The organism is Mesorhizobium amorphae CCNWGS0123, from assembly GCF_001686985.1.
Lineage (GTDB): Bacteria > Pseudomonadota > Alphaproteobacteria > Rhizobiales > Rhizobiaceae > Mesorhizobium > Mesorhizobium amorphae.
Map to the genome: position 1 here is coordinate 2238436 of NZ_CP015318.1, position 22323 is coordinate 2260758.

A 22323-nucleotide genomic window follows, 5' to 3' on the forward strand; every position below is an offset into this window, starting at 1 on the left:
TTGCATGGCCGGCCCGCGAAGAAAAATGGAAAGACGGTTATGGCTCAGATTCAACTGAAGAATGTCACCAAGGGATGGGGAGCGGTCCTTGGCGTCGACAATGTCGATCTGGATATACGCGATGAGGAGTTCATGGTCTTCCTCGGGCCGTCGGGCTGCGGAAAGACCACGACGATGCGCATGATCGCCGGTCTGAACGACCTGACATCGGGCGAGATCTGGATCGACGGCGAACTGGTCAACGATTTCGATCCGCGCGACCGCGACGTGGCGATGGTGTTCCAGAGCTATGCGCTCTATCCGAACATGACCGTCTACGAGAACATTCGCTTTCCGCTCAGGATGCGCGGCATCCCCAAGGCCGAGCACGACCAGCGGGTGCGCCGCGCCGCCGACATGGTGGAACTCGGCGACTATCTCGACCGCAAGCCCGGCGCGCTTTCAGGTGGCCAGCGGCAGCGCGCCGCCCTTGCGCGGGCCATCGTCAGGCAGCCGCGCGTCTTCCTGATGGACGAACCGCTGTCCAACCTCGATGCCAAGCTTCGCAACGCCATGCGCGTGCAGCTCAAGCACGTCCAGCGTCAGTTGAAGATCACCACCGTCTACGTCACCCACGACCAGGTCGAGGCGATGACACTGGCCGACCGGATCGTCATCATGGACAAGGGACGCATCCAGCAGCTCGGCACGCCGGACGAGATCTACTCCAACCCCAGCAACACCTTCGTGGCCGGCTTCATCGGCTCGCCACCCATGAACCTGATCAAAGGCGAGGTGCGCGGCCAGCGGTTCTCTGCTCCAGGGGTGGAGATCGCCGGCGTCAACCTGGCCGATTCCCAAGGCGTCATTCTTGGCGTGCGGCCTGAAGATGCAAGAGTGTCCGCCGGCGCAACCGGCCATCTGAAGGGGACGCTCTACGGACTGGAACCGACCGGCGACCAGACCTTCCTGTCGGTCCGCACCGAGGCGATGGTCGTCGAGGTCAAGGCCGACCGCGACTTCCGGCAACCGCTCGATACGGCAATCGCCATTGAGCTCGATCTCGAGCGCCTCTATTTCTTTGACGCGGAAACGGGTCAGCGCATTCGCGCAAACTGACGGGACATCACGGTGCTCTACGATTACGCCTCCATCGGCTTCTTTACTTTCGATTGCCTCGGCCGGCCCGTACGCCGCATCCCGGGACCGACCGAATTCGATTTCCTGGAGGAGATTACCATTGCCGTTTCCGGCGCCGCGGGTGCCGCGGCGATCGTGGCGGCGAAATACGGAATGAAGGTGCTGGGCGTCGGCGGCGTCGGCACCGACGACATGGGCGACTGGGTGCTGGGCAAGCTTGGCCAGCACGGCGTCGACACCAGTCTGATGCAGAGGATCGACGGCGTCGGCACCTCGTCGAGCATCGTGGCGGTGCAGGACAACGGCCAGCGGCCTGCCATGCACATGCGCGGCGCGACCGGCTCCTTCGAGATCGCGCCGGACCAGTTCGACAAGGTGCTGGATGCGACCTTCGTGCATATCGGTGGCGCCGGCCTGATGGACCGCATGGACGGCGAGCCGACGGTCGACCTCCTGACCCGCGCCAAGCAGCGTGGCTGCACGACCACGCTCGACGTTGCATCCGCCCGTCACGAGGACATGTCGATGATCGCCAGGCTCCTGCCGCATGTCGATTATTTCCTCCCCTCGGTCGAGGAGGCGCGCCTGCTCTCAGGCCTGTCCGACACGCGGGACGTGGCGCGCTTCATGCTCGACCGAGGCGTGCGCTGCTGCATCCTGACCCTTGGCGAAGATGGCGCCTACTATCACCACGCCGACGGCACGCGGTTTCACATTCCCGCCTTCGAGGTCGAGGTGGTCTGCACCTGCGGCTGCGGCGATGCCTTCAACGCCGGCTTCGTGGCCGGGCTGCATCGCGGGCTTGGCGCGGAGGACTCCGTCACGCTCGCCCAGGCAACGTCGGCGCTCAACGCCACCGGGCTCGGCAGCCAGGCCGGCGTTCGCTCCTTCGACCACACCATGGAATTTGCGCGGAGCGCGAAGCGAAAGACCAACACGCTCGCCGCTTGAACTGGAGCATGATCGCGAACCGAAGGTCAGCGCAGCAAAAAGTGGTTTCCGGTTTTCGGAAGGCTCTATGCCGGCCCGTTGCTCTTCTTCTGCCGCCGCGATCCGCGCAGCTGCATTTTTTCGATCATGCTTGCCGCGGTCACTTCGTCGGTGATGAAAACCGTCGGCTCGACCAGCTTCATCACGCCGATCAGCGCGCCCACCTTTTCGGGCCCGCCGGAGGCAAGCAGGCGAATCGGCGCCCTGCGCAGCCGGTCGATGCCGACCGACATCACGCGGTCGTTGATCTCGTGATCGACAAGGTTGCCGTGTTCGTCGAAGAAATGGAACAGGAGATCGCCGATGGCGCCGGCCGAAACCAGCGAGTCGTGCTGGGCGTCGGTCAGATAGCCGACCCGATAGGAGGTGGCCGTCGACGTCGTCCCGCCGACACTGAGAAGCACGGCGTCGAGGTCCTCGGCCATTTCGAAGATGGTGTTCAGCCCGCAGCGCTCGATCAGGGTTCGCTTGGTCTCGGCGCTGTCGACGATGGCTGGTGCCGGCACCAGGAAACCCTCGCCCTGGAAGAGTTCGGCGAGCTGCCATGCAAACTCGGCCGGGTTGAAGCGGCGCGCCTGGATGATGCCGCCGAGCAGCGAATAGACCCGAAATCCGGTCAGCGACTGACCCTTGATGAAGGGCAGCGTGTTGTACAGCGTCCGTCCCCAGCCGACACCGACGCGCATGTTGGATGTCGCGATCTGCGAAATATAGTCGCCGGCGGCCGCGCTGATCACCGGCACGGGATCGGCCTGCGGGCTCGACAGCGGCGCCACGATCGCCTTCTGGATGCCGAACAACTCTTCCAGGCCGCGCTCGAGCTCCGTCGTGTCGGCGACCTTCGCATTGATCGTGATCTTGATCTCGTTGCGGGCGCGGGCATCCGCCAGAAGCCTGACGACCGTCACCCGGCCGATGTTGAGAATCGCGGCAATCTCGCTCTGGGTGAGCTGCTCGACATAGTACATCCAGGCGGTGCGCACACGAACGCGATCCGCCTGACTCGAGCCGCGAACGTTCTCGCCAAACATCAACTCGGGGTCTTTCGTCCCCCGTTTCCCTTGGCGCATGGTTCCCCTGGCTCCATCGTTCCGGCCCACCTGTCACAGCCGGAATACAGGATGCGCGGATGACGATGTCATAGCTTTGCAGGCCATAATTGTCTATCATTCCAAGGACCGTACAAAGCAGTCATAGGGACGGAAGCATGGCATCATTCTTGCCGGAGGAACTGCGGACAATGGTGAAGGAGCGCCTGCGCGACGCTCGTTTTCTGGCGCGCGAGATGCGTGCTTCGGCGCGAAAGGGGCAGGACAGCCAGACGCCCGAGGGAACCGATCATGCTGCGGGTCCAGCCGGCCTCGTGACCGCGATTGCCGACTTCTCCGACACTGCGCTTTCGGCGCTGGAATCGGTCGCCATAGGGCTGCTCTCTTCCGATCCCAAGGCACATTTCGGCAATGCGTCCGCCTATCCGCTGAGCCGGTATTTCGATGGTGAAAGTGCAAGCGCCCAGGCGATGTTCGCCCGCGATTGCTATTTTGCCGCCAAGCAGGTCCTGTTGGCGAAAGGCATCTCGAACCCGCACCTCAGCGAGGAACTGTTCGCCGAGGCCCATCGCCTTGCCGCCAAAGGGCAACAGCTGGGTCAGCAGCCATCGCCTTCCGGCAAGGCCGGGAACCCGGATGCGTCGCTCGACGATGTTGCGCTGCGGGCCGCGGCCATGGCCAGGGCCATCCTTCGCGCCCGTCCCGTCGAGGCCCCCGGGCATATCGAGGATGCGGCCAACGGCCGGATGCTGGACAGCAACATCTACAGTGCGGCAGCACTTGCTTTGGCTACGGCGGTCGCGAGCTACCATGAGGACGTGACGGCCGACGACGATATCTATCCGGGCGTCTGCGCCGCAGTCGACGCACGTTATGCGCTGTTCGCCAAAGCTCTGGCGAGCCAGGATCGGCCCGAGGACCTGGCGCACGTTTTCGCCGATCTGATCCCGCATCTTCCTTAGTTGGTCTTACGAAAAGGACGGGGTGGAATTCGGGCAAGGCGTTGAACCTTTGCCTTTCAATGGAAACACATGTACATGTGTGGCGGGCTCGGAGCCTGAGCAGATATGAACGTCGCCAGGGATGGAACGAGACAATGGACCTGACGCCGAAGGACAAATTGTCTTCGATACCGGACCTCCGGCATCGGCTCCGGCAGTTGCGCTGGTTTTCCAAGGCGTTCCGCAACAATGCGGAATTGGTGGAGGCGCATTTCGGCTTCACCTACCGGATCGATGAAAAGCTGTTGAACCAGGTCTTCTTCGATTGGCTCGCCGCAATCGACGCGCAGGATGAATCAGCAGCGGTTGACCGGGCCGACTACATCGTCTTCGTGGCCGGGCTAGCCTTGCGTGAACTGATCCGCACCAAGCCTGCGGTTATGGTTTCCGACGCCGGCAAGGGACAGGCGGACGATCAGGCGACGCTTGAGATCGTGCGTTTCTGGCCGGAAGGCTTTCTGTTCACGAATTTTTGCGTCTGTGCCATTGCCGCCGTCCAGGAGCAGGAATTCGGCGTGTCGCGCGATCTCGAAAAGGCCGCCTCGGATCTGCGCGTCTGGTGGTCCTACCGGGAGAACGCTGCAAAGGATCCGAGCATCTCAATCGCGTTCCTTGACCAGTTCGTCGGTCTGGAGCCGAACTGGCTTTTTCCCGCAATGGCGCAGGAGAGGGCGGCGATCAAGAAAGCCCTCGGCGCCTCCCGCGAGGCCATGCTCGGCCGCCCGTAGCCTTCGACCTCAGGATCCGTTTTCCGACCGATCGGCGCATCGGTTCCTGAAGCGACGCCCAGCGTTTGCCCCTGGGTCGAATGTGCTTGTCCAAAGGCCTTTGCGGCGACCGTCGCTTCGCGACTGCCATATTCGGTTTTCGCGCCGAAGATTTGTACATTCGTCTTGATATGGAGACAGATGTTCAGTATTTGTCGAACCGGAGGCAAGTCGCCTAAGGGGAGGATATCGCAATGACCATCAACGTCGCGCCGACCGGCCTTGCGCGCGATCTTGCCGAGCGCGCCAAAACGGGCAAGCCGATCCGCATCGGCCTGATCGGCTCCGGCGAGATGGGCACCGATATCGTCACCAGGGTCGCGCACATGACCGGCATCGAGATCGGAGCGATCTCGGAACTCAACCTGCCTGCAGCGGCCAAGGCGGTCGACATCGCCTATCAGGAGGCCGGACATTCGCGCGAAGTCTCCAGCGCTTCGGCCATGACCGCCGCGATCGAGGCCGGCAAGGTCGCGGTGACCGGCGACGCCGACCTCATCATCAACAGCGAACTGATCGATGTGGTGATCGACGCCACCGGCGTTCCGGCCGTCGGCGCCGAAATCGGCCTGCGCGCCATGGAGCACGGCAAGCACCTGGTGATGATGAATGTCGAGGCGGACGTGACCATCGGCGCCTACCTGAAGAGCGAGGCCGACCGGCTTGGCGTCACCTATTCGCTCGGCGCCGGCGATGAGCCGTCCTCCTGCATGGAACTGATCGAATTCGTCTCGGCCATGGGGCATACGATCGTCGCGGCCGGCAAGGGCAAGAACAATCCGCTCAACATCGATGCGGTCCCGCACGACTACGCCGAGGAGGCGGCCCGCCGCCACATGAATGTGCGCATGCTGGTGGAGTTCGTCGACGGCTCCAAGACCATGGTCGAAATGGCCGCGATCGCCAATGCCACGGGACTGGTGCCAGACAGGCCCGGTATGCATGGCCCGGCGGCGACGCTCGGCGAGTTGTCAAAAGTGCTGGTGCCGCAGAAGGACGGCGGCGTGCTGTCGAAGGTCGGCGTCGTCGACTATTCGATCGGCAAGGGTGTCGCTCCCGGCGTCTTCGTCATCGCCGACATGTCGCACCCGCGCGTCTCGGAGCGCATGGAAGATCTGAAGATGGGCAAGGGGCCCTATTTCACCTTCCATCGCCCCTATCACCTGACCTCGCTCGAAGTGCCGCTGACCTGCGCGCGCGTAGTCCTCTACGGCAAGGCCGATATGGTTCCGCTGGCGACGCCGGTGGCGGAAGTCTGCGCCGTCGCCAAGAAGGACATGCAGCCGGGCGACAGGCTCGATGCGATCGGGGAATATTGCTACCGCGCCTGGATCATTGCCGTTGAGGAAGCGCGGGCGGCCAAGGCGGTTCCCTGCGGCCTGCTTCAGGGCGGCTCGGTGACCGCGCCGATCCGCAAGGGCGATCTCATCACCTATGCCAACGCGACACCGGCGCCCGGCTCGAAGATCGCCGAGCTGAGAGCGCGGCAGGACAGGCTCGTCTACGGCGACAAGGGAGCATGACCATGGCCAGGAAAGCCGTGATGGAAAAGGCCGTGTCCACCAATCTGCCCTTCGCCTACCGGCACTATGATGCCGGACAGCTGAAGGAAGTGCTGCGCAAGATGTACCTGATCCGCCGCTTCGAGGAGGGCGCCGAGGATTGCTACATGCGCGGCCTCATCCACGGCACCATGCATCTGTCGATCGGACAGGAAGCAAGCGCCATGGGCATTTGCATGCCGCTTGCCGAGGACGACCAGATCACCTCCACCCACCGCGGTCACGGCCACTGCATCGCCAAGGGTGCCGAGGTCGGCAAGATGTTCGCCGAGTTCTTCGGCAAGACCACGGGCTACTGCAAGGGGCGCGGCGGCTCGATGCACATCGCCGACGTCGCCAAGGGCAATCTCGGCGCCAACGGCATCGTTGCCGGCGGCATTCCGATCGCTGTCGGTGCTGCCTTGTCGGCCAAGAGGCTGAAGACTGGCAAGGTCGTCGTGTCGTTCTTCGGCGATGGCGCCAACAATGAGGGCGCCTTCCACGAGGCGCTGAACATGGCGTCGATCTGGAAGCTGCCGGTCGTCTTCGTCTGCGAGAACAACGGTTACGGCATGTCGACGTCGACCGACCGCTCCACCGCCGTCAGGAACATTGCCGACCGGGCGGCCGCCTATGCGATGCCCGGAATCATCGTCAACGGCAACATCTTCTCGGACGTCGCCGAAGCCTCGCACGCGGCGGTCGAGCGCGCTCGCGCCGGCGAGGGGCCGACGCTGATCGAGTCCAAGACCTACCGCTATCGCGGTCACTCCAAGAGCGACCGCAACCGATACCGCACCAAGGAAGAGATCGAGGACTGGATGTCGAACCGCGATCCGATCGCGTTGTTCGAGGCCGAATTGAAGGAGTTCGGCATCATCGACGGCGAGGGCATCGAAGCCGTGCGCGAGGTGGTCAGGCAGGAGATCGCCGAGGCCATCGAATTCGCCAAGGCCAGCCCATCGCCGGATATCCGCGACCTTCAGGACTATGTCTATACGGAGCTGGCGTGATGGACGCCATGCTGCGCGAACTGAGCTATGCCCAGGCGATCCAGGAGGCGATGGCGATCGCGATGGAAGCCGACGAGCGCGTCTTCCTGATGGGCGAGGACATCGGCGTCTATGGCGGCGCCTTCCAGGTGACCGGCGACCTGGTCGAGCGCTTCGGCGCAGACCGCGTGATGGATACGCCGATCTCCGAACTCGGTGGCGCCGGCGTCGCCGTCGGCGCGGCGATGACGGGATTGCGGCCGATCTTCGAATTCCAGTTTTCCGACTTCGCCACGCTTGCCCTTGAGCAGATCGTCAACCAGGCCGCCAAGATGCGCTTCATGCTGGGCGGAGAGGTTTCGGTGCCGCTGGTGATGCGGTTTCCTGCCGGTTCGGGCACCGGGGCAGCCGCTCAGCACAGCCAGAGCCTCGAGGCCTGGCTGGGCCATGTGCCGGGGCTGAAGGTGATCCAGCCGGCGACGCCATACGACGCCAAGGGCATGTTGCTGGCCGCGATCGCCGATCCCGATCCGGTGATGATCTTCGAGCACAAGCTGCTCTACAAGATGAAGGGCCCGGTGCCGGAAGGCTACTACACGGTGCCGATCGGCAAGGCCGACATCCGGCGCGAGGGCCGCGACCTGACCGTCGTCGCCACCTCCATCATGGTGCACAAGGCGCTGGAAGCGGCGCAAGCGCTCGAGGCGGAAGGCATCGACATCGAAGTGGTCGATCTCAGAACCGTGCGGCCGATGGACAAGCGCACGATCATCGACAGCGTCAAGAAGACCTCGCGGCTGCTTTGCGTCTATGAGGCCGTCAAGACGCTGGGTGTCGGCGCCGAGGTCAGCGCCATGATCGCCGAGAGCGAGGCGTTCGATTTCCTCGATGCGCCGATCGTGCGGCTGGGCGGCGCCGAGACGCCGATCCCCTACAATCCCGAGCTGGAAAAGGCGACGGTTCCGCAGGTTCCCGACATTGTCGCGGCGGCACGCGACCTCGTGAAGGGGGTCCGCTAGAAGATGCCGGTCGAAGTCATCCTTCCCAAGGTCGACATGGACATGGCGACCGGGCAGATCTCGCGCTGGTTCGTCGCCGAAGGCGCCGCCGTCAAGCAAGGCGACGTGCTGTTCGAGATCGAGACCGACAAGGCGGCGATGGAGATCGATGCGCCGGCCAGTGGCGTGCTGCGCGACGTGACCGGCAAGGAAGGCGTCGATATTCCGGTCGGCGCGCCGGTTGCGTGGATTTATGCCGATGGCGAGGCCTATGGGGCCAAGCAAGATGCGGCGCCGATCTCCCCCCCTGTGGGGGAGATGTCGGCGAAGCCGACAGAGGGGGGCGCTGTCCCGCCAACGTTGCATTCTGTCACGCCCCCCTCTGCCCTACCGGGCATCTCCCCCACAGGGGGGGAGATCGGCCAATCGCAGTCGGGCGCACGCGCGACACCGCTTGCCCGACGTCTGGCCCGTGAGGCAGGTCTTGCCCTTGCCAGCATCATCGGCACCGGTCCGTACGGCCGCGTGGTCAAGGCGGATATTGACGCGGCGGTTGCCAAGGGCGGAACCAAAGAGAACCCAGCGGTGGCTCCTGAAGCTCCCGCCGCCACTGTCGCATCTGCCCCAGCCGTGAAGGCGATGTCGGACGATCAGGTGCTTCGCCTTTTCGAAGCCGGCTCCTACGAACTCGTCCCGCACGACAATATGCGCAAGACCATTGCGCGCCGGCTGGTCGAGGCCGAGAGCACGATCCCGCATTTCTACCTGACGCTCGACTGCGAACTCGATGCGCTCTTGGCGCTGCGCACGCAGCTCAATGCTGCGGCTCCCGTGAAGAAGACCGAGAAGGGCGAGGCGCCTGCCTACAAGCTCTCGGTCAACGACATGGTGATCAAGGCGATGGCCATGGCGCTGAAGGCGGTGCCGGATGCCAACGCGTCATGGACCGACAGCGCCATGGTCAAGCACAAGCACGCCGATGTGGGCGTTGCGGTGTCGATCCCCGGCGGCCTAATCACGCCGATCATCCGCCGCGCCGAGGAAAAGACGCTGTCCACCATCTCCAACGAGATGAAGGACCTGGCGAGCCGGGCGCGCAGCCGCAAGCTGAAGCCGGAGGAGTATCAGGGCGGCACGACGGCGGTGTCCAATCTCGGCATGTTCGGCGTCAAGGACTTTGCCGCCGTCATCAACCCGCCGCATGCGACGATCCTGGCGGTGGGTGCGGGCGAGGAGCGGGCGGTGGTCAAGAACGGCGAGATCAGGATCGCTACAGTCATGTCGGTGACGCTGTCGACCGATCACCGGGCCGTCGACGGCGCGCTGGGTGCGGAACTCCTCGGCGCCTTCAAGCGCATGATCGAAAATCCGATGGGCATGCTGGTGTGAAGCCGAAAACCACCGCCTGATTCACGGTGGCAGGCACTGTCGGCTTGATTGGGTACGGGCGCCCGGGTTCAACTGCCTCGGCGCGCCCGATCGTCGCTGCCTTTCGGCCGCGTCGCGATGAGGCCGGCCTCGATGGACCTGAGAAGTGCGATCGCTTCGTCGAGCCCGCTGGCGTCGCCGCCGGCGGCTGCAGAGACGGCGTCGCCCCATTCCTTGCGCACCAGGGCGTAGTTGTCGGCCCCGCGCCGCGTGCGGTGGACGCTGACGCCCCGGCGGTCTTGCGGATCGACATGGCGCTCGATCAGTCCCTTGCCTTCCAGGTCGCGCAGCACCGTGGAGGCATTGGTGCGCTGCAGCCCCGTCGCGGCCGCGATCTGGCTGGGCGTGGCCGAGGCGTGCGCCACCAGATGGCGCATAACCATACCCTCCGACTGCGAGAGCAGGAACACCCGCTCATCCCGGTAGCCACGGAACTGGATCTCGCGGGCAATGATGAGGATCAGGTCGGCCAGATCCGCCCACCGAATAGCCGTGGGCGGGGTTTTGCGTGCGGATGAATCACCGTCGGTTTTCATACCGCGGGAGTTTACAGCCTCCTGTCTGGTATGTATATGTGCATAATCATTATGTTCACATAACTATGTAGACATACACATCTGGAGACACGAATGACTCCCGCCTATTCCCCAAACGCGGCCTGGCACTCTCCCCGTTCCATGGCGCGCGCCGGAGGCCTGCACGGGTTCGGCGTCTACGTGCTGCTCGCCGGCGCCTTCCTGCCGATCGCCGACTTCTTCATCGTCAACGTGGCGCTGCCGACGATCGCCGCTTCGCTGAAGGCAACCCCGGCCGCACTTGAGCTGGTGGTGTCCGTCTATGGCGTGGCCTATGCCGCCATGCTGGTGCTGGGCGGCAGGCTTGGCGATCGTTTCGGCCGCCATAGCCTGTTTCTGGTCGGGCTTTGCGGCTTCATCCTGGCCTCGCTGGCCTGCGGCGTGGCACCCACCATCGACATCCTCATCGTGGCCCGCCTGGTCCAGGGCGCAACGGCGGCCATGCTGGTGCCCCAGGTGCTGGCGACTTTCCAGGCGACGCTGGAGGGCGAGCGCAAGACCCGGGCCATCGCGCTCTATGGCGCGACCTCCGGCATTGCGGCGGTCGTCGGCCAGCTCGCCGGCGGACTGCTGGTCAGCGCCGACCTGTTCGGCACCTCCTGGCGGCCGATCTTCCTGATCAACATCCCGCTCGGCATCATCGTGTTCTTCGCCTCGCGGCTTGTCGTGCCGGCCAACCGCTCGCCGCACCCGGCCGGCATCGACCTGCCCGGCACGGTGCTTTTCGCTGCGACCTTGACCGCACTTCTGGTGCCGCTGACCGAAGGCCATTCGCTCGGCTGGCCTGCCTGGACCAGGATGATGTTGGCGGCAGCCGTGGTGCTGGCCATCCTGACCGTCATTGTCGAACGGGCTGCCGAGGCACGAGGCGAGGTGCCGTTGCTGCCGCCGTCATTGCTCAAGCTGCCCTCGATGTCGCGCGGTCTCGCCATGATCACGCTGTTCAGCGTCGGCTTTGGCGCCTTCATGTTCGTCTTTGCGCTCACCGTCCAGAACGGGCTCGGCGCCAACGCATTCGAAAGCGGCCTCGCCATCCTGCCGATGGCGATCATGTTCTTCATCGGCTCCATGGTCAGCCCGCGCATGATCAACCGCTTCGGACGCGGCGCCCTGGCGGCGGGCGGCATCGTGCAGGCGCTTGGCCTGGCCCTGCTAGTCGCCATCATGGTCCTGGGCTGGCCGAATGTGAGCCTGATCGAACTGGCTGTGCCGCTGATGCTGATCGGCGCCGGACAGTCGATGCTGTTTTCAGGATTGTTCCGCGCCGTGCTCGCCGATGTTCCCGCCCACCTGGCGGGCGTCGGCAGCGGCGTTCTGATCACGCTGCAGCAGTCCGGCCTGGCGCTCGGGGTCGCAACCCTCGGCACGCTCTATCTGGCACTGCAGCCGGCGAGCATTTCGAAGGCATTTGGTATCGTCATCGCAAGCCAGTTCGCGATCATCGTCGTGCTGGTGCTGTGCTCAGGGCTGCTGCCGCGCTTCACCAGGCACCAGGTCAGCGCCCACCCCGTGGAAATGTGATTCCTCGGCGCCCGGGCGATCAGCGAGACGCTCGCCCGCGGCCGTCGGCCACGACGCAGCCGCTCGGCGGGTCCCTGCCGTTTAGCACCACGATCACGCATTGCGCCGCAACCATGTTTGTGCGCGCCAGCCCTTCGACCGAGGAGGCCGCCGAATGCGGCGAGGCCACGACGTTGGGCAGCGCGACCAATTCGTCGGACACGGATCTGTAGCCAGGGTCGGTCTCGCTCAAGAACACATCGAGGCCGGCGCCGGCGATCGTGCCGCCCTTCAGCGCCTCGAGGAGATCCCGATCCTCGACCAGGCCGCCTCTTGCCGTATTGATCAGCACTGCCGTCGGTTTCATCAGCGCCAGCGTGTCTTTGTTGATCAGGTTGCGTGTCGTCGCTGAGAGCGGGGCATGAAGGCTGACATAGTCGCTGTCGCGAAGCAGCGTCTCGACATCGACATAGGTGATGCCGTTCGCTTCGGCATAGGCTTCATCCACCGTCCGGGCGGACACCAGGATGCGCGCTTCAAAACCCTTGAGCCGCTGGACCACGTTGCGGCCGATGCGACCGAGGCCGATCAGGCCGACCGTCTTGCGGTACAGATCCGAGCTGATCAAGATCGTCCAGTTGCCGGCAACCATGTTCATCTGTGTCTCGCGCAGCCGCCGGCCGACGGCCAGCATGAGCCCAAGCGCATGGTCGGCCACCGAGGCATCGTTGCCGCCGGCGGCGATCGTCACCACGCGGCCGAGCGCACGGGCAGCCTCGACATCGACACGTTCGTAGCCGACGCCGCGGCGTGCCACGATCTTGAGTTCGGGCAAAGCCTCGAGCAATTCCCGCGTCACCCGCGCATGGCCGACGATCCATGCGTCGGCGCCGCTCAGGATACCCACCAGTTGGTCGTGCGTGAGGTGCCCGTCGCCCTCGACCTTGGAGGATTCGGCAATGTCGACCTCGCAACCATTCGCCCGCAGATAGGCAGTCGTCTCGTCATCGAAGAAGCGCTGGGTGACGACGACGCGAGGGATGGTCATGGGATGCTCCGAAAGTGCCGAGCAAGCGCGCTTGCGCAAGAGATCTCAGTTGATCGCCTGCCATGAAGCGACAGGAAAGATCAAGCCTGGTTTAGGTCTTCCGTCAGCCAGCCATCCAGCCGCCGTCAACCATCAAATTGATGCCGGTGACGTAGCTTGCCATGTCGCTGGCGAGGAACAAGGCGGCGCCCGCCACATCGTTCGGGCTGCCGAGCCTCGGCCAGGGTGTGCGCTGCCGTGAATAGTCGAGCGCGTCGGGGTCGTTGGCGACACCCGGCTTGCCGGTGATGATCTTGCCGGGCGCGATCGCGTTGCAGACGATTAGGTCGTCGGCGTGGTCGACCGCGATCTGCCGCGTCATCTGCACGATGCCGCCCTTGCTCACCGAATAGGGAAAATCGCCGGGGCAGGCGACCATGCCGTGCTGTGACGAGATGTTGATGATGCGGCCGCGCAAGTCATTGACGGGTTCCTGGGCGAGCATCTGCATGACGGCGCGTTTGCAGCAATGGAAGAAGCCCGTCAGGTTGACGCCGATGACGCGGCTCCATTGCTCCGGCGATGTCTCGATGAGGTTGGTGCTGGTGTAGATCGCCGCGTTGTTGACCATGACGTCGAGCCGTCCGAAGCGGGTGACGGTGGCAGTGACCAGCGCATCGACGGCGTTCCAGTCGGAAATGTCCGTCGCGATATGCAGCGCCGTCCCGCCGCTCGATTCGATCAGGGCGGCGGTGCTCTGGCCACCCTCGATCGGCAATTCGACCGTGTCGGCGATGACGACGCAGGCGCCTTCCGCCGCGAACTTCAAGGCGATCGCCCGGCCAATGCCGGAGCTGGCGCCGGTGACGATGGCGATCTTTTTCGCAAGCAGGGCCATGGTGTCTTCCTCAGCTTTCCCGGGTGACGATCTTTCCCTGCGCCGGGCCGACGAGCTTCTGGTTGCGCACGATCTCGTGGCCGCGCAGGAAGACGCTGGTCAGCCGCGCCTTGACCGTCCAGCCGTCGAATGGCGTGTAAGCCGCGCGGGAAACCTGCTCCGCATTCGAGATGGAACTGGATTGTCGCGGGTCGACGATCAGCATGTCGGCGTCATAGCCGGCGGCGATGCGGCCCTTGCGCCGGCCGAGCCCGAAGCGCTCCGCCGGATTGCGGGCGCACAGGCGCACCACATCGGGCAGCGTGATCAGCCCGTCGTCGACAAGTTTCAGCATGGTCTGCAGCAGCGTCTGCAGTCCCGGCATGCCGCCCGGAATGTCGGCGAAAGCCGCGTAGCTCGCTGCCTTTTCGGCCGGCGCATGCGGTGCGTGATCGGTCGCGACGATATCGATCAGCCCGGCGCCGAGCGCTGCGCGCAAGGCTTCGACGTCCTGCCGCGATCGCAGGGGCGGCGAGCCCTTCAGCCTGGCGCCTTGCGTTTCATAGTCGTCGGCGCTGAAGAACAGGTTCTGCGGCGTCGTCTCGACACTGGTATCCGCCCTGTCGCGCAGCCGGCTCCACGCCTCCACGCCCAGTTCCGAGTTGATCTGCCGGACATGAATGCGCGTCCCCGTCCTGGCGGCGGCAAGAACCGCCCGCCTGATGCCGCCGGCTTCCGCCTGCGGCGGCCGGCTGTCGAGGAAGGCCGCGATGGTTCCCCCCAAATTGCGTTCGATGCTGCTGGTCAGCATGGATTGATCGCCCGGCGAAATGCCGATCAGCGTGTCGGCCCCAGCGAAACTCCGCAGAGCGCCGGCGACCGCATCGAAGGTAGGAAACAGGAAGTCTTCGGGCACATCGGCGGTGAACAATTCGAACGACACCGGTGCGAGGTCGAGCAGGCCGGGGATCAACGACAAGTCGCGGCTGATCACGGCCTGCAAGCCGACATCGACATGGATACGGCCGTCGGCCATCGCCATCTTGTCGGCAAGCTGCCCGGCGCTGGCCGTCCACGGCTCGTCGGTAGGCATATCGAGCACTGTCGTCACGCCGCCAAGGGCCGCGGCATGCGTGCCGGAGGAGAAATCCTCCTTGTGCGTGAGCCCGGGTTCGCGCAGATGCGCATGCGCGTCGACCAGGCCGGGCAGCAGCAGGCTGCCCGAGGCGTCCAGCACCGTCTTCGCTTCCGCTCTTTCGCCAGGTGGAATGACCGCCGCGATCTTGCCGTCGGTGATGCCGACGTCGCGCCGGTCGGGCCCATCGGCGTTGACCACGGTGGCTCCGCGGATAAGCGTCTCGAACATGCCGCTTTGCTTCCGTCAGCCATGCTGCTCAAAGCGCGCATGGTTCTCGAGCCAGAAGCGCGCGATGTCCTCGCGGCGCATGAAGGCGGCCGCGGGTTTGCTCTTCACGTGCTCGATCACCTCGCGCAGTCCGGATGCCCGGTTGGGCTGGCCCATCCAGCGGGCGTGGATGCCGATCGTCAGCATGCGGCCGCCGGTCTCGTCGGCTTCGTCGAGCATGTAGTCGATCGCCGAGCGGCAATCCTCGGCAAAGTCGCGCGGATTGCTGTAGCCCGGCGCCACCAGATAGCGGCTGTCGTTGAGGGCCTTGGAATAGGGCACGACCAGGATCTCCGTGCCCTGATGGTCGAGGAAATAGGGCAGGTCGTCATTGCAGGGATCGGAGTGGTAGAGGAAGCCGCCTTCCCGCACCAGCAGGTCGCGCGTGTTGACGCTCGGAAATGAGCGGCAGTTCCAGCCCAAGGGCCGCCTGCCCATCAGTCTCTCGTAGAGCGCGATCGCCTCGTGCAACTGGCGCTCTTCCTCGCTGCGCTCCATCGTCGTGTAGTCGATCCAGCGCAGGCCGTGGCCGAGCAGGTCATGTCCGCGCGCATTCATCCATTCGACCACCGCCGGATTGCGCTCAAGGGCGATGGCGCAGGCGGAGATGGTGACCGGAATGTCGTAGCGGTCGAACAGCCGCGCCAGCCGCCACACGCCGGCGCGGCTGCCATATTCGAAATGCGTCTCGGTGCCGAGGTCGCGCACCGGCGGGCTGCTGGCGAGATTGTACTCGCCCCAATTGTCGTTGCGGCCGTCCTCGAGCCAGGAATACTCCGAGCCTTCCTCGTAGTTGAGCACCAGGTTGACGGCGAGCTTGACGCCGCCCGGCCAGGTCACGAAAGGCAGGCGCGGACCGTAACCTACGAAGTCGCGCGGCTGCTGGTGATCGGTCGGCATCTTCTGTCCTCCTCAGGCTTCGTTGGCGGCGATCCAGTCCATGTAGTCGTGGAAGGCCCGCTTGGCCGGTCTCGGCCGCCAGTCCGTGTCCCGCTCGATCCGGGCAAGGTCGTATTCGCCCCACATGCCGGTCTTTAGCGCGGCGTTCATGACGATATTCGCTCCCTCGGTCGGGCTGATTTCGGCCCTCAGGCCCGGAACACGCTCGGCCGCCCAGTCGATGAAGTCGCCGACCGTCGTCGTCGTGCCGCTGCCGATATTGTAGTGCCGGTAGCGCAGGCTTTTGGCATCGAGCAGCGCCATGATCGCCTTGGCGACGTCGCTCGACAGCACATAGTCGCCGAGCGGCTCAAGACTGTTCGGCCGGATTGTCTCGCCGTTGAGCGCCATATGCGCGACACGGTTCGGCAGATGGCGCACGTTGCGGCTGCCGGTGACGCGGTCCATCGGGCCGTAGATCGATGACAGCCTGACTGAAATGGCCGAAAGGCCGAACAGGTCGGCGTAGCGGTTGGTGACCATCTCGGCAGCGAATTTCGAGATGCCGTAGAGCGTCAGCGGCGCGACATAGCCGTCCTCGGGCAGCGGCTCGCCGTTCCAGTCCGGCCCATTGTGCCGATAGACCGAACCGGAGCTGACATAGACGAAGCGTTTGATGCCGGGCCGGCCGCGCGCCCATTCCAGCATGCGCACCGTGCCCATCAGATTGACGTCGACGATATGAGCCGGATCATGGGCCTCCGGCTGCATCTGCGGGTCGCTGGGGCGCGAATTCGGCGTCACCGTCGCGCCGTGGACGATGGCGCTGATGTTATGTGCATCGAGCACGGCTGCCCAGGCGGAAGGCTCCAGTATGTCCGCCGTCAGCACGGTCAGGCGGTCGCGCACCGGGGCAAAGAATGCCTCCGCGATCGCGTCGAGGCTGGAGCGGTCGAGGATGACGGCGCGGGCTTGCGGATCGCGGTCCAGCCATTCGCGCGCGACCACGCTCATGACAAAGCCGGTACCACCGGTGACGAGCAGCGTCATGGGAACTCCTTTGAAATTGAGCGAGTAGAGTCGGGATCAGCGCGTCGCATAGCCGCCATCCACGAGCATGTCGGAACCGGTGACGAAGGACGCGTCCGACGACAGCAGGAAGGCCGCCGCCGCGGCGATCTCGTCCGGCTCCGCGATCCTGCCGAGCAGATGGGCGGGGCCGAGACCTGCATTGGCCGCATCGAAGTCCGGAAATCTGCGCAGCAGCCGCGTCGTCGCCACTGCGCCCGGCGACAGGCTGTTGACGCGGACCTTGTCGGGCGCGTGGTCGACCGCCATCGCCTTGGCGAGATGGATCAGCCCGGCCTTGGCGGCGCAGTAAGCGACGGCCCTGGTGGTGGCGACGCGTCCGAATTGCGAGCCGATGAACACCACCGAGCCGCCGCCGCCTGCGGCGATCAATGGCACCGCGAACTTGCTCATCAGGAACGCGCCGGTCAGGCTGACGTCGAGTTCGCGTCGCCAGGCACTCTCATCGAGATCGACCACGGTGGCGTTCGTCGACGGCGCGGCCGCATTGTGCACCAGCCCATCCAGCCGGCCGAAGCGCTCCTTGGCGATGTCGACGGCGCTGCTGGCGGAGAGGGCGTCGGTCACATCGCAGCGGCAGGCGACCGCCGCAGCGCCAAGCCCGTCGGCAAGGGCCCGCGCCGCCCCGGCATCATGGTCGGCACAAACCACGCTTGCGCCTTCGGCAACGCAGCGCTGCGCGATGGCCGCGCCAATGCCGCTCGCGGCGCCCGCGATCAGGACGACCTTGTCTTTCAGGCGGTTCGTTGCGGGATTGTTCGTCATCAGACCTGGTCCTCGACAGCTTGCGCGATCGGCGTCGCGACCGGCCGGCGCAGAAGATTGTAGCAGGCCGCGAGCGTGACCAGCACCGCGCCGCCGCCGAGCAGCAGGAACATCGCCGGCGGTCCGATATGCGCCATCAATCCGGCGGCGACGCCCGGTGTCGCGACATTGCCGATCGAATAGAGCAGGAGCAGCGTGCCGGACGCGGCGACCATGTGCCGGCTATGGAGTTGCGATGCGCCGAACGCCATGGCCACCGGATAGATCGTCAGCGCCGTGGCGCCATAGACGAAGAACAGCACGAACAGTAGCGGCACCGAAAGGGTGCCGACCCAGGCGATCATGGCGCAGGCTGTCACCGATACCAGCCCCTGCACCAGAAGTATCAGGCGTCGGTCAAGGCGGTCCGACAGCCAGCCGACCGGGGTCTGCGCGACCATGCCGGCAATGCTTATCGTGGTCACCAGCCAGACCGTCGCCGACGCCGACAATCCGATCTGCGTCCCATAGATCGGCGTCAGCACGAAGACGTTCATGTTGGTGATGCCGCCCTGGAAAATGGCGACCACCGTCACCGGGGCCAGCCGGAACAGCGCCAGAGGCCCGAGCCGCCTGTCGACCTTTGCGCCGGCTTCCGGAGCCGGATCGGCCGTCACCGAAGGCAGCGCCGGCCAGCGCAGCCCGGCGAATTTCGGCACGAACGCCAACAGCACCGTTGCCGCCGCGACCGAAAACAGATGCGACGACTGCGGACCGACCAGCGCGACAAGCACCTGTCCGAGCAGCACCGCGATCGCCGTCGTCAGCATGTAGATCGAGAACATCGTGCCGCGATTGTGCTGCTCGGCATAGAGGTTGATCCAGCTCTCGCAGATCACGAACATCGAGGCCATCGACATGCCGCCGAGCAGCCGGAAGCAGAACCAGCTCGGCACGAAATCGGTGAAGACGAAGCCCGCCGCCGACAGCAGCGCGGTTGCCAGGATCAGCAGGAATGTCCGCTCATGGCCGTAGCGGGCGACCAGTGGGCGCGTGATCAGGCATCCGATCAGGAAGCCGACCGGATAGGCGGTGAGCACGATCTGCACGATTTCGGGGGCGATGCCGGGCTTGCCGAGGTAGAACGATACTGCGGTCGTCAGCATGGCGCTGCCGATGCAGGCAAGACAGACGCTGGCCATGATCGGCAGCATGGCGCGGGAGCGCTCGGCGTTCCGCCACAAGTGCATCGCGGATTGAGCGACCGATCCCATGAATGCCGCTGTCGGCCGGCTACGATACGCGCCGGCGACGGGAGACGAGCCCGACAATCGACCCGGGCACGACAATCGGCGCAGGCCAGACAATCGGCGCGGCATTGTCATGCATTGCGGCGGTTCCCCCTTGGCGGTGCCGCTGATCCGCGGCTGGTTGCAGAAGCTATACCCCGCCAAGCACGCGACAAACGAAGATTGACACGGCTATGACCATAATTTTTTTGGCCATCCTTGTCGCCGAAAGCCGCATCTTGCCGCTTCCCAGGCTTTACAGTCGTTTTGTCCGCTCCGTACCATAGTCAATCTGCCATGATCGATTACCCGCCAAGGGAGGAAACCGCATGACCATCGAACGTCTTGAGAATGGCCCACGCTTCTGCCGGGTGCTTCGCTACAACGGCACCGTCTATGTCGCCGGCCTGACGGCGGACGACCTGTCCGGCGACACCACCGCGCAGACCGAGCAAATCCTCGCCAAGATAGACACCCTTCTGGCCAAGGCCGGCAGCGACAAGTCGAAGCTTCTCAGCGCCCAGATCTGGCTGCGCGACATTGCCGATTTCGAGATGATGAATTCAGCATGGGACGCCTGGATCGACAGGAGCGCCATGCCGGTACGCGCCACGGTGGAGGCGCGCCTTGCCGGCGATCAGTATCGCGTCGAAATCATGGTCACGGCGGCTGTCGGCTGAGGGGCCCGTCCGCGAAGGGGGCGGCAAAACCAATGCATGAGCTGGTGATCAAAGGCGGACGCGTTGCCCTCGACGACGATTGGGCCGAATGCGACATCGGCATCGACGAGGGCCGTATCGCCGCTATCGGCAATGGCCTGTCCGGCAAATCGTTGCTGGACGCCAGCGGCCGCTGGGTCATGCCCGGCGGCATCGACGCCCATTGCCATCTCGACCAGCCGGTCTGGGGCGGCGCGGGCAATGCCGACGACTTCGAGTCAGGCACCATCTCGGCGGCGTTCGGCGGCACGACCTGCATTGTGCCGTTCGGCATGCCGGGTCCGGACATGACCACGATTGGCGCGGTCGACCGCGCTCTCGAGCGCGCAGCGGGTCGGGCTGTGATCGACTACGGGCTGCACGCCGTGGTCACCATGGGCACCGGCGCCGATGTCGAGGAACAGCTTGCGCAGCTCGCCGGTCGCGGCATCGCCTCGGTCAAGCTGTTCATGACCTATCAGGGTTTTGCCGTCGACGACGACCTCTTCTTCAGGGTCCTCGACGCCGCGCACGGCCTCGGCTGGATCGTCATGGTCCATGCCGAGAACGATGCCGCCATCCGGCGCACGCGCCGGCGCCTGATCGATCTCGGCCGCACCGACATCCGCTACCATGTCGTCGCCCACAGCGAGACCATGGAGCGCGAGGCGACGCATCGCGCACTGGCCTTCGCCGAAATGACCGGCGCGCGCATGACCATCGTCCATGTCTCCTCCTGGCAGTCGGCCGAGGAGATCGCACGGGCGCGGACGCGCGGCGTCGATGTGGTCGCCGAAACCTGCCCGCAATATTTGTTCATCGGCGCCGCCGACCTCGACCGGCCGGCGATAGATGCGGCGCGTTTTGTCTTTTCGCCGCCGCCGCGCTCGCCGCGCAGCCATGAGCATCTGTGGCAGGACTTGATCGATGGCGGCATCGACCTCTGGTCCTCCGACCATTCGCCCTATTTTTTCGCCGACAAGATCGGCGGAGCCGAAACGCCCGGTTTCACCACCACGCTGAGCGGTATTCCCGGCATCGAGACCCGCCTGCCGTTGCTGTTCTCGGAAGGGCTTCTGGCCGGTCGCCTCACGCTTGCCCGCTATCTCGACCTCACCTCGCGCAAAGCCGCATCAGTTTATGGTCTAGAGGACCGCAAGGGCAGGATCGCGGTTGGGCTCGACGCGGATCTGGCGCTATGGGATCCCACGGCGCGCTGGACGCTCGGCCACAAGGCTCTGCATTCGCGCGTCGACTTCACGCCCTACGAGGGCAAAAGCGTGACCGGCAAACCGACCACCGTGCTGGTGCGCGGCGTGCCGGTGATCGCCGACGGCGTGCTTCGGGCGCAGCCGGGCTTCGGCCGCTTCGTAGCGAGGACAGCCGCCGACCCGGCTCAATCTGGAAAACCTGTCGAGGATACGACGCCATGGCTAGATTCCTGACGATTGCGGTCTGCCAGACAGGCCCCATCCAGCGCAGCGCCTCGCGCGCCGAGACGGTCGGCCGCCTCGTCCATCTGCTGGAGAAGGCCGCTGCCGCCGGGGCGGAGATCGTGGTCTTCCCGGAGATGGCGCTGACCACCTTCTTTCCGCGCTGGCGCATCGACGACACCGCCGAGATCGAGTCCTTCTTCGAACGGTCGATGCCCGGGCCGGTAACGCAGTCTCTTTACGATGCCGCCGCCCGCTTAAAGGTCGGCTTCGCGCTCGGCTATTCGGAACTCGTTCAGGAAGACGGCCGGACGCGACGCTTCAACACCATGGACCTGGTCGGACCGGATGGCGGCTTCATCGGCCGCTACCGCAAGATGCATGTGCCGGGGTCGAGCGAGCCGGAAGCGGGCACGACCACGCATCTGGAGCGGCGCTATTTCGAACCGGGCAATCTCGGCTTCCCTGTCTTCGACTATTGCGGCGTCCGCGTCGGCATGGCCATCTGCAACGACCGCCGCTGGCCGGAGACCTACCGGATGCTCTGCCTCAATGGAGCGGAGGTGGTGCTGCTCGGCTACAACACGCCGCTGCTGCTCGACGAGGCGCCGGCACTGGCGCATCTGCGCATGTTCCACAACCATCTGCCGATGCAGGCCGGCGCCTATCAGAACACGCTGTGGGTCGCGGCCGCCGCCAAGGCGGGGCTCGAGGACGGCCAGGCGCTGATCGGCGGATCCTGCATCATCGCGCCGACCGGCGAGATCGCGGCACAGGCGCTGTCGCTCGACGACGAGGTCATCGTCCACCGCGCTGACCTCGACCTGATCACGACCTGCCGGAAGGTCAATTTCGACTTCGCGCTTTATCGTCGGCCGGATCAGTATCGCTTGATCGCGGAACAGGTCTGATGCCAGTGAAC

21 protein-coding genes are annotated in these 22323 nt (G+C 65.0%); 12 read left to right on the plus strand and 9 right to left on the minus strand.

Translation table 11 applies throughout. From position 1 onward, the window contains the following. Nucleotides 1-39 precede the first annotated feature (39 nt). Complete coding sequence (locus tag A6B35_RS10385) at nt 40-1098, plus strand: ABC transporter ATP-binding protein (protein ID WP_006204280.1); 1059 nt, start codon at nt 40-42, stop codon at nt 1096-1098. Between the two features lie 12 nt (nt 1099-1110). After that, nucleotides 1111-2070 carry a carbohydrate kinase family protein gene (locus tag A6B35_RS10390; RefSeq protein WP_006204281.1) on the plus strand — a complete coding sequence of 320 codons (960 nt, stop codon included), beginning with the start codon at nt 1111-1113 and terminating at the stop codon, nt 2068-2070. 65 nt (nt 2071-2135) lie between these two features. Here the strand turns inward: A6B35_RS10390 and A6B35_RS10395 are convergent, their stop codons facing one another. Continuing rightward, on the minus strand, nt 2136-3140 hold the full coding sequence (locus A6B35_RS10395; protein WP_006204282.1) for a sugar-binding transcriptional regulator: 1005 nt from the start codon (nt 3138-3140) through the stop codon (nt 2136-2138). A gap of 176 nt (nt 3141-3316) precedes the next feature. Here A6B35_RS10395 and A6B35_RS10400 point away from each other — a divergent pair, with 176 nt between their 5' ends. The 6 genes from A6B35_RS10400 to A6B35_RS10425 all read left to right on the plus strand — a co-directional run bounded on the left by A6B35_RS10400 (nt 3317) and on the right by A6B35_RS10425 (nt 9846). Further along, nucleotides 3317-4120, plus strand: coding sequence for a hypothetical protein (locus A6B35_RS10400; protein WP_139032238.1), 804 nt, complete (start codon nt 3317-3319; stop codon nt 4118-4120). A 134-nt stretch (nt 4121-4254) separates the two neighbouring features. Continuing rightward, nucleotides 4255-4887, plus strand: coding sequence for a hypothetical protein (locus tag A6B35_RS10405; RefSeq protein WP_006204284.1), 633 nt, complete (start codon nt 4255-4257; stop codon nt 4885-4887). A gap of 233 nt (nt 4888-5120) precedes the next feature. Then, nucleotides 5121-6449, plus strand: a complete 1329-nt coding sequence (locus tag A6B35_RS10410) for an NAD(P)H-dependent oxidoreductase (RefSeq protein ID WP_006204285.1) — start codon at nt 5121-5123, stop codon at nt 6447-6449. Further along, on the plus strand, nt 6446-7480 hold the full coding sequence (locus tag A6B35_RS10415) for a thiamine pyrophosphate-dependent dehydrogenase E1 component subunit alpha (RefSeq protein WP_040583397.1): 1035 nt from the start codon (nt 6446-6448) through the stop codon (nt 7478-7480). Before A6B35_RS10410 ends, A6B35_RS10415 begins: the two co-directional genes overlap by 4 nt. After that, a complete protein-coding gene (locus A6B35_RS10420) occupies nt 7480-8478 on the plus strand; it encodes an alpha-ketoacid dehydrogenase subunit beta (RefSeq protein WP_006204287.1) in 999 nt (332 codons plus the stop codon). Before A6B35_RS10415 ends, A6B35_RS10420 begins: the two co-directional genes overlap by 1 nt. A gap of 3 nt (nt 8479-8481) precedes the next feature. Continuing rightward, nucleotides 8482-9846, plus strand: a complete 1365-nt coding sequence (locus tag A6B35_RS10425) for a pyruvate dehydrogenase complex dihydrolipoamide acetyltransferase (RefSeq protein WP_065518180.1) — start codon at nt 8482-8484, stop codon at nt 9844-9846. A gap of 68 nt (nt 9847-9914) precedes the next feature. Here the strand turns inward: A6B35_RS10425 and A6B35_RS10430 are convergent, their stop codons facing one another. After that, a complete protein-coding gene (locus A6B35_RS10430) occupies nt 9915-10421 on the minus strand; it encodes a MarR family winged helix-turn-helix transcriptional regulator (protein ID WP_006204210.1) in 507 nt (168 codons plus the stop codon). Between the two features lie 93 nt (nt 10422-10514). Here A6B35_RS10430 and A6B35_RS10435 point away from each other — a divergent pair, with 93 nt between their 5' ends. Continuing rightward, on the plus strand, nt 10515-11981 hold the full coding sequence (locus A6B35_RS10435) for an MFS transporter (RefSeq protein ID WP_202799456.1): 1467 nt from the start codon (nt 10515-10517) through the stop codon (nt 11979-11981). Nucleotides 11982-12000: 19 nt separating this feature from the next. Here the strand turns inward: A6B35_RS10435 and A6B35_RS10440 are convergent, their stop codons facing one another. The 7 genes from A6B35_RS10440 to A6B35_RS10470 all read right to left on the minus strand — a co-directional run bounded on the left by A6B35_RS10440 (nt 12001) and on the right by A6B35_RS10470 (nt 19231). Beyond that, nucleotides 12001-13008: a phosphoglycerate dehydrogenase gene (locus A6B35_RS10440; RefSeq protein ID WP_006204212.1), complete on the minus strand. Its 1008-nt coding sequence runs from the start codon at nt 13006-13008 to the stop codon at nt 12001-12003. A gap of 103 nt (nt 13009-13111) precedes the next feature. Then, a complete protein-coding gene (locus tag A6B35_RS10445; protein WP_006204213.1) occupies nt 13112-13885 on the minus strand; it encodes an SDR family NAD(P)-dependent oxidoreductase in 774 nt (257 codons plus the stop codon). A gap of 10 nt (nt 13886-13895) precedes the next feature. Beyond that, nucleotides 13896-15230 carry a dihydroorotase gene (locus tag A6B35_RS10450; protein ID WP_006204214.1) on the minus strand — a complete coding sequence of 445 codons (1335 nt, stop codon included), beginning with the start codon at nt 15228-15230 and terminating at the stop codon, nt 13896-13898. 15 nt (nt 15231-15245) lie between these two features. Further along, nucleotides 15246-16169, minus strand: coding sequence for an allantoinase PuuE (locus A6B35_RS10455; RefSeq protein WP_006204215.1), 924 nt, complete (start codon nt 16167-16169; stop codon nt 15246-15248). A 12-nt stretch (nt 16170-16181) separates the two neighbouring features. After that, complete coding sequence (locus A6B35_RS10460; protein WP_006204216.1) at nt 16182-17198, minus strand: NAD-dependent epimerase/dehydratase family protein; 1017 nt, start codon at nt 17196-17198, stop codon at nt 16182-16184. A 36-nt stretch (nt 17199-17234) separates the two neighbouring features. Further along, the gene (locus A6B35_RS10465) at nt 17235-18002 is read right to left on the minus strand and encodes an SDR family NAD(P)-dependent oxidoreductase (protein ID WP_006204217.1); all 768 of its coding nucleotides are present in this window, start codon (nt 18000-18002) and stop codon (nt 17235-17237) included. Beyond that, on the minus strand, nt 18002-19231 hold the full coding sequence (locus tag A6B35_RS10470) for an MFS transporter (protein WP_244425995.1): 1230 nt from the start codon (nt 19229-19231) through the stop codon (nt 18002-18004). Before A6B35_RS10470 ends, A6B35_RS10465 begins: the two co-directional genes overlap by 1 nt. A gap of 368 nt (nt 19232-19599) precedes the next feature. On the opposite strand from A6B35_RS10470, the gene A6B35_RS10475 reads away from it, so the two are divergent. The 3 genes from A6B35_RS10475 to A6B35_RS10485 are packed head-to-tail and all read left to right on the plus strand — an operon-like array spanning nt 19600 to nt 22312. Further along, a complete protein-coding gene (locus A6B35_RS10475; RefSeq protein ID WP_006204219.1) occupies nt 19600-19950 on the plus strand; it encodes a RidA family protein in 351 nt (116 codons plus the stop codon). A gap of 32 nt (nt 19951-19982) precedes the next feature. Continuing rightward, on the plus strand, nt 19983-21413 hold the full coding sequence (gene hydA, locus A6B35_RS10480; protein ID WP_006204220.1) for a dihydropyrimidinase: 1431 nt from the start codon (nt 19983-19985) through the stop codon (nt 21411-21413). Beyond that, on the plus strand, nt 21398-22312 hold the full coding sequence (locus A6B35_RS10485; RefSeq protein WP_006204221.1) for a nitrilase-related carbon-nitrogen hydrolase: 915 nt from the start codon (nt 21398-21400) through the stop codon (nt 22310-22312). Before hydA ends, A6B35_RS10485 begins: the two co-directional genes overlap by 16 nt. Nucleotides 22313-22323: the final 11 nt, after the last annotated feature.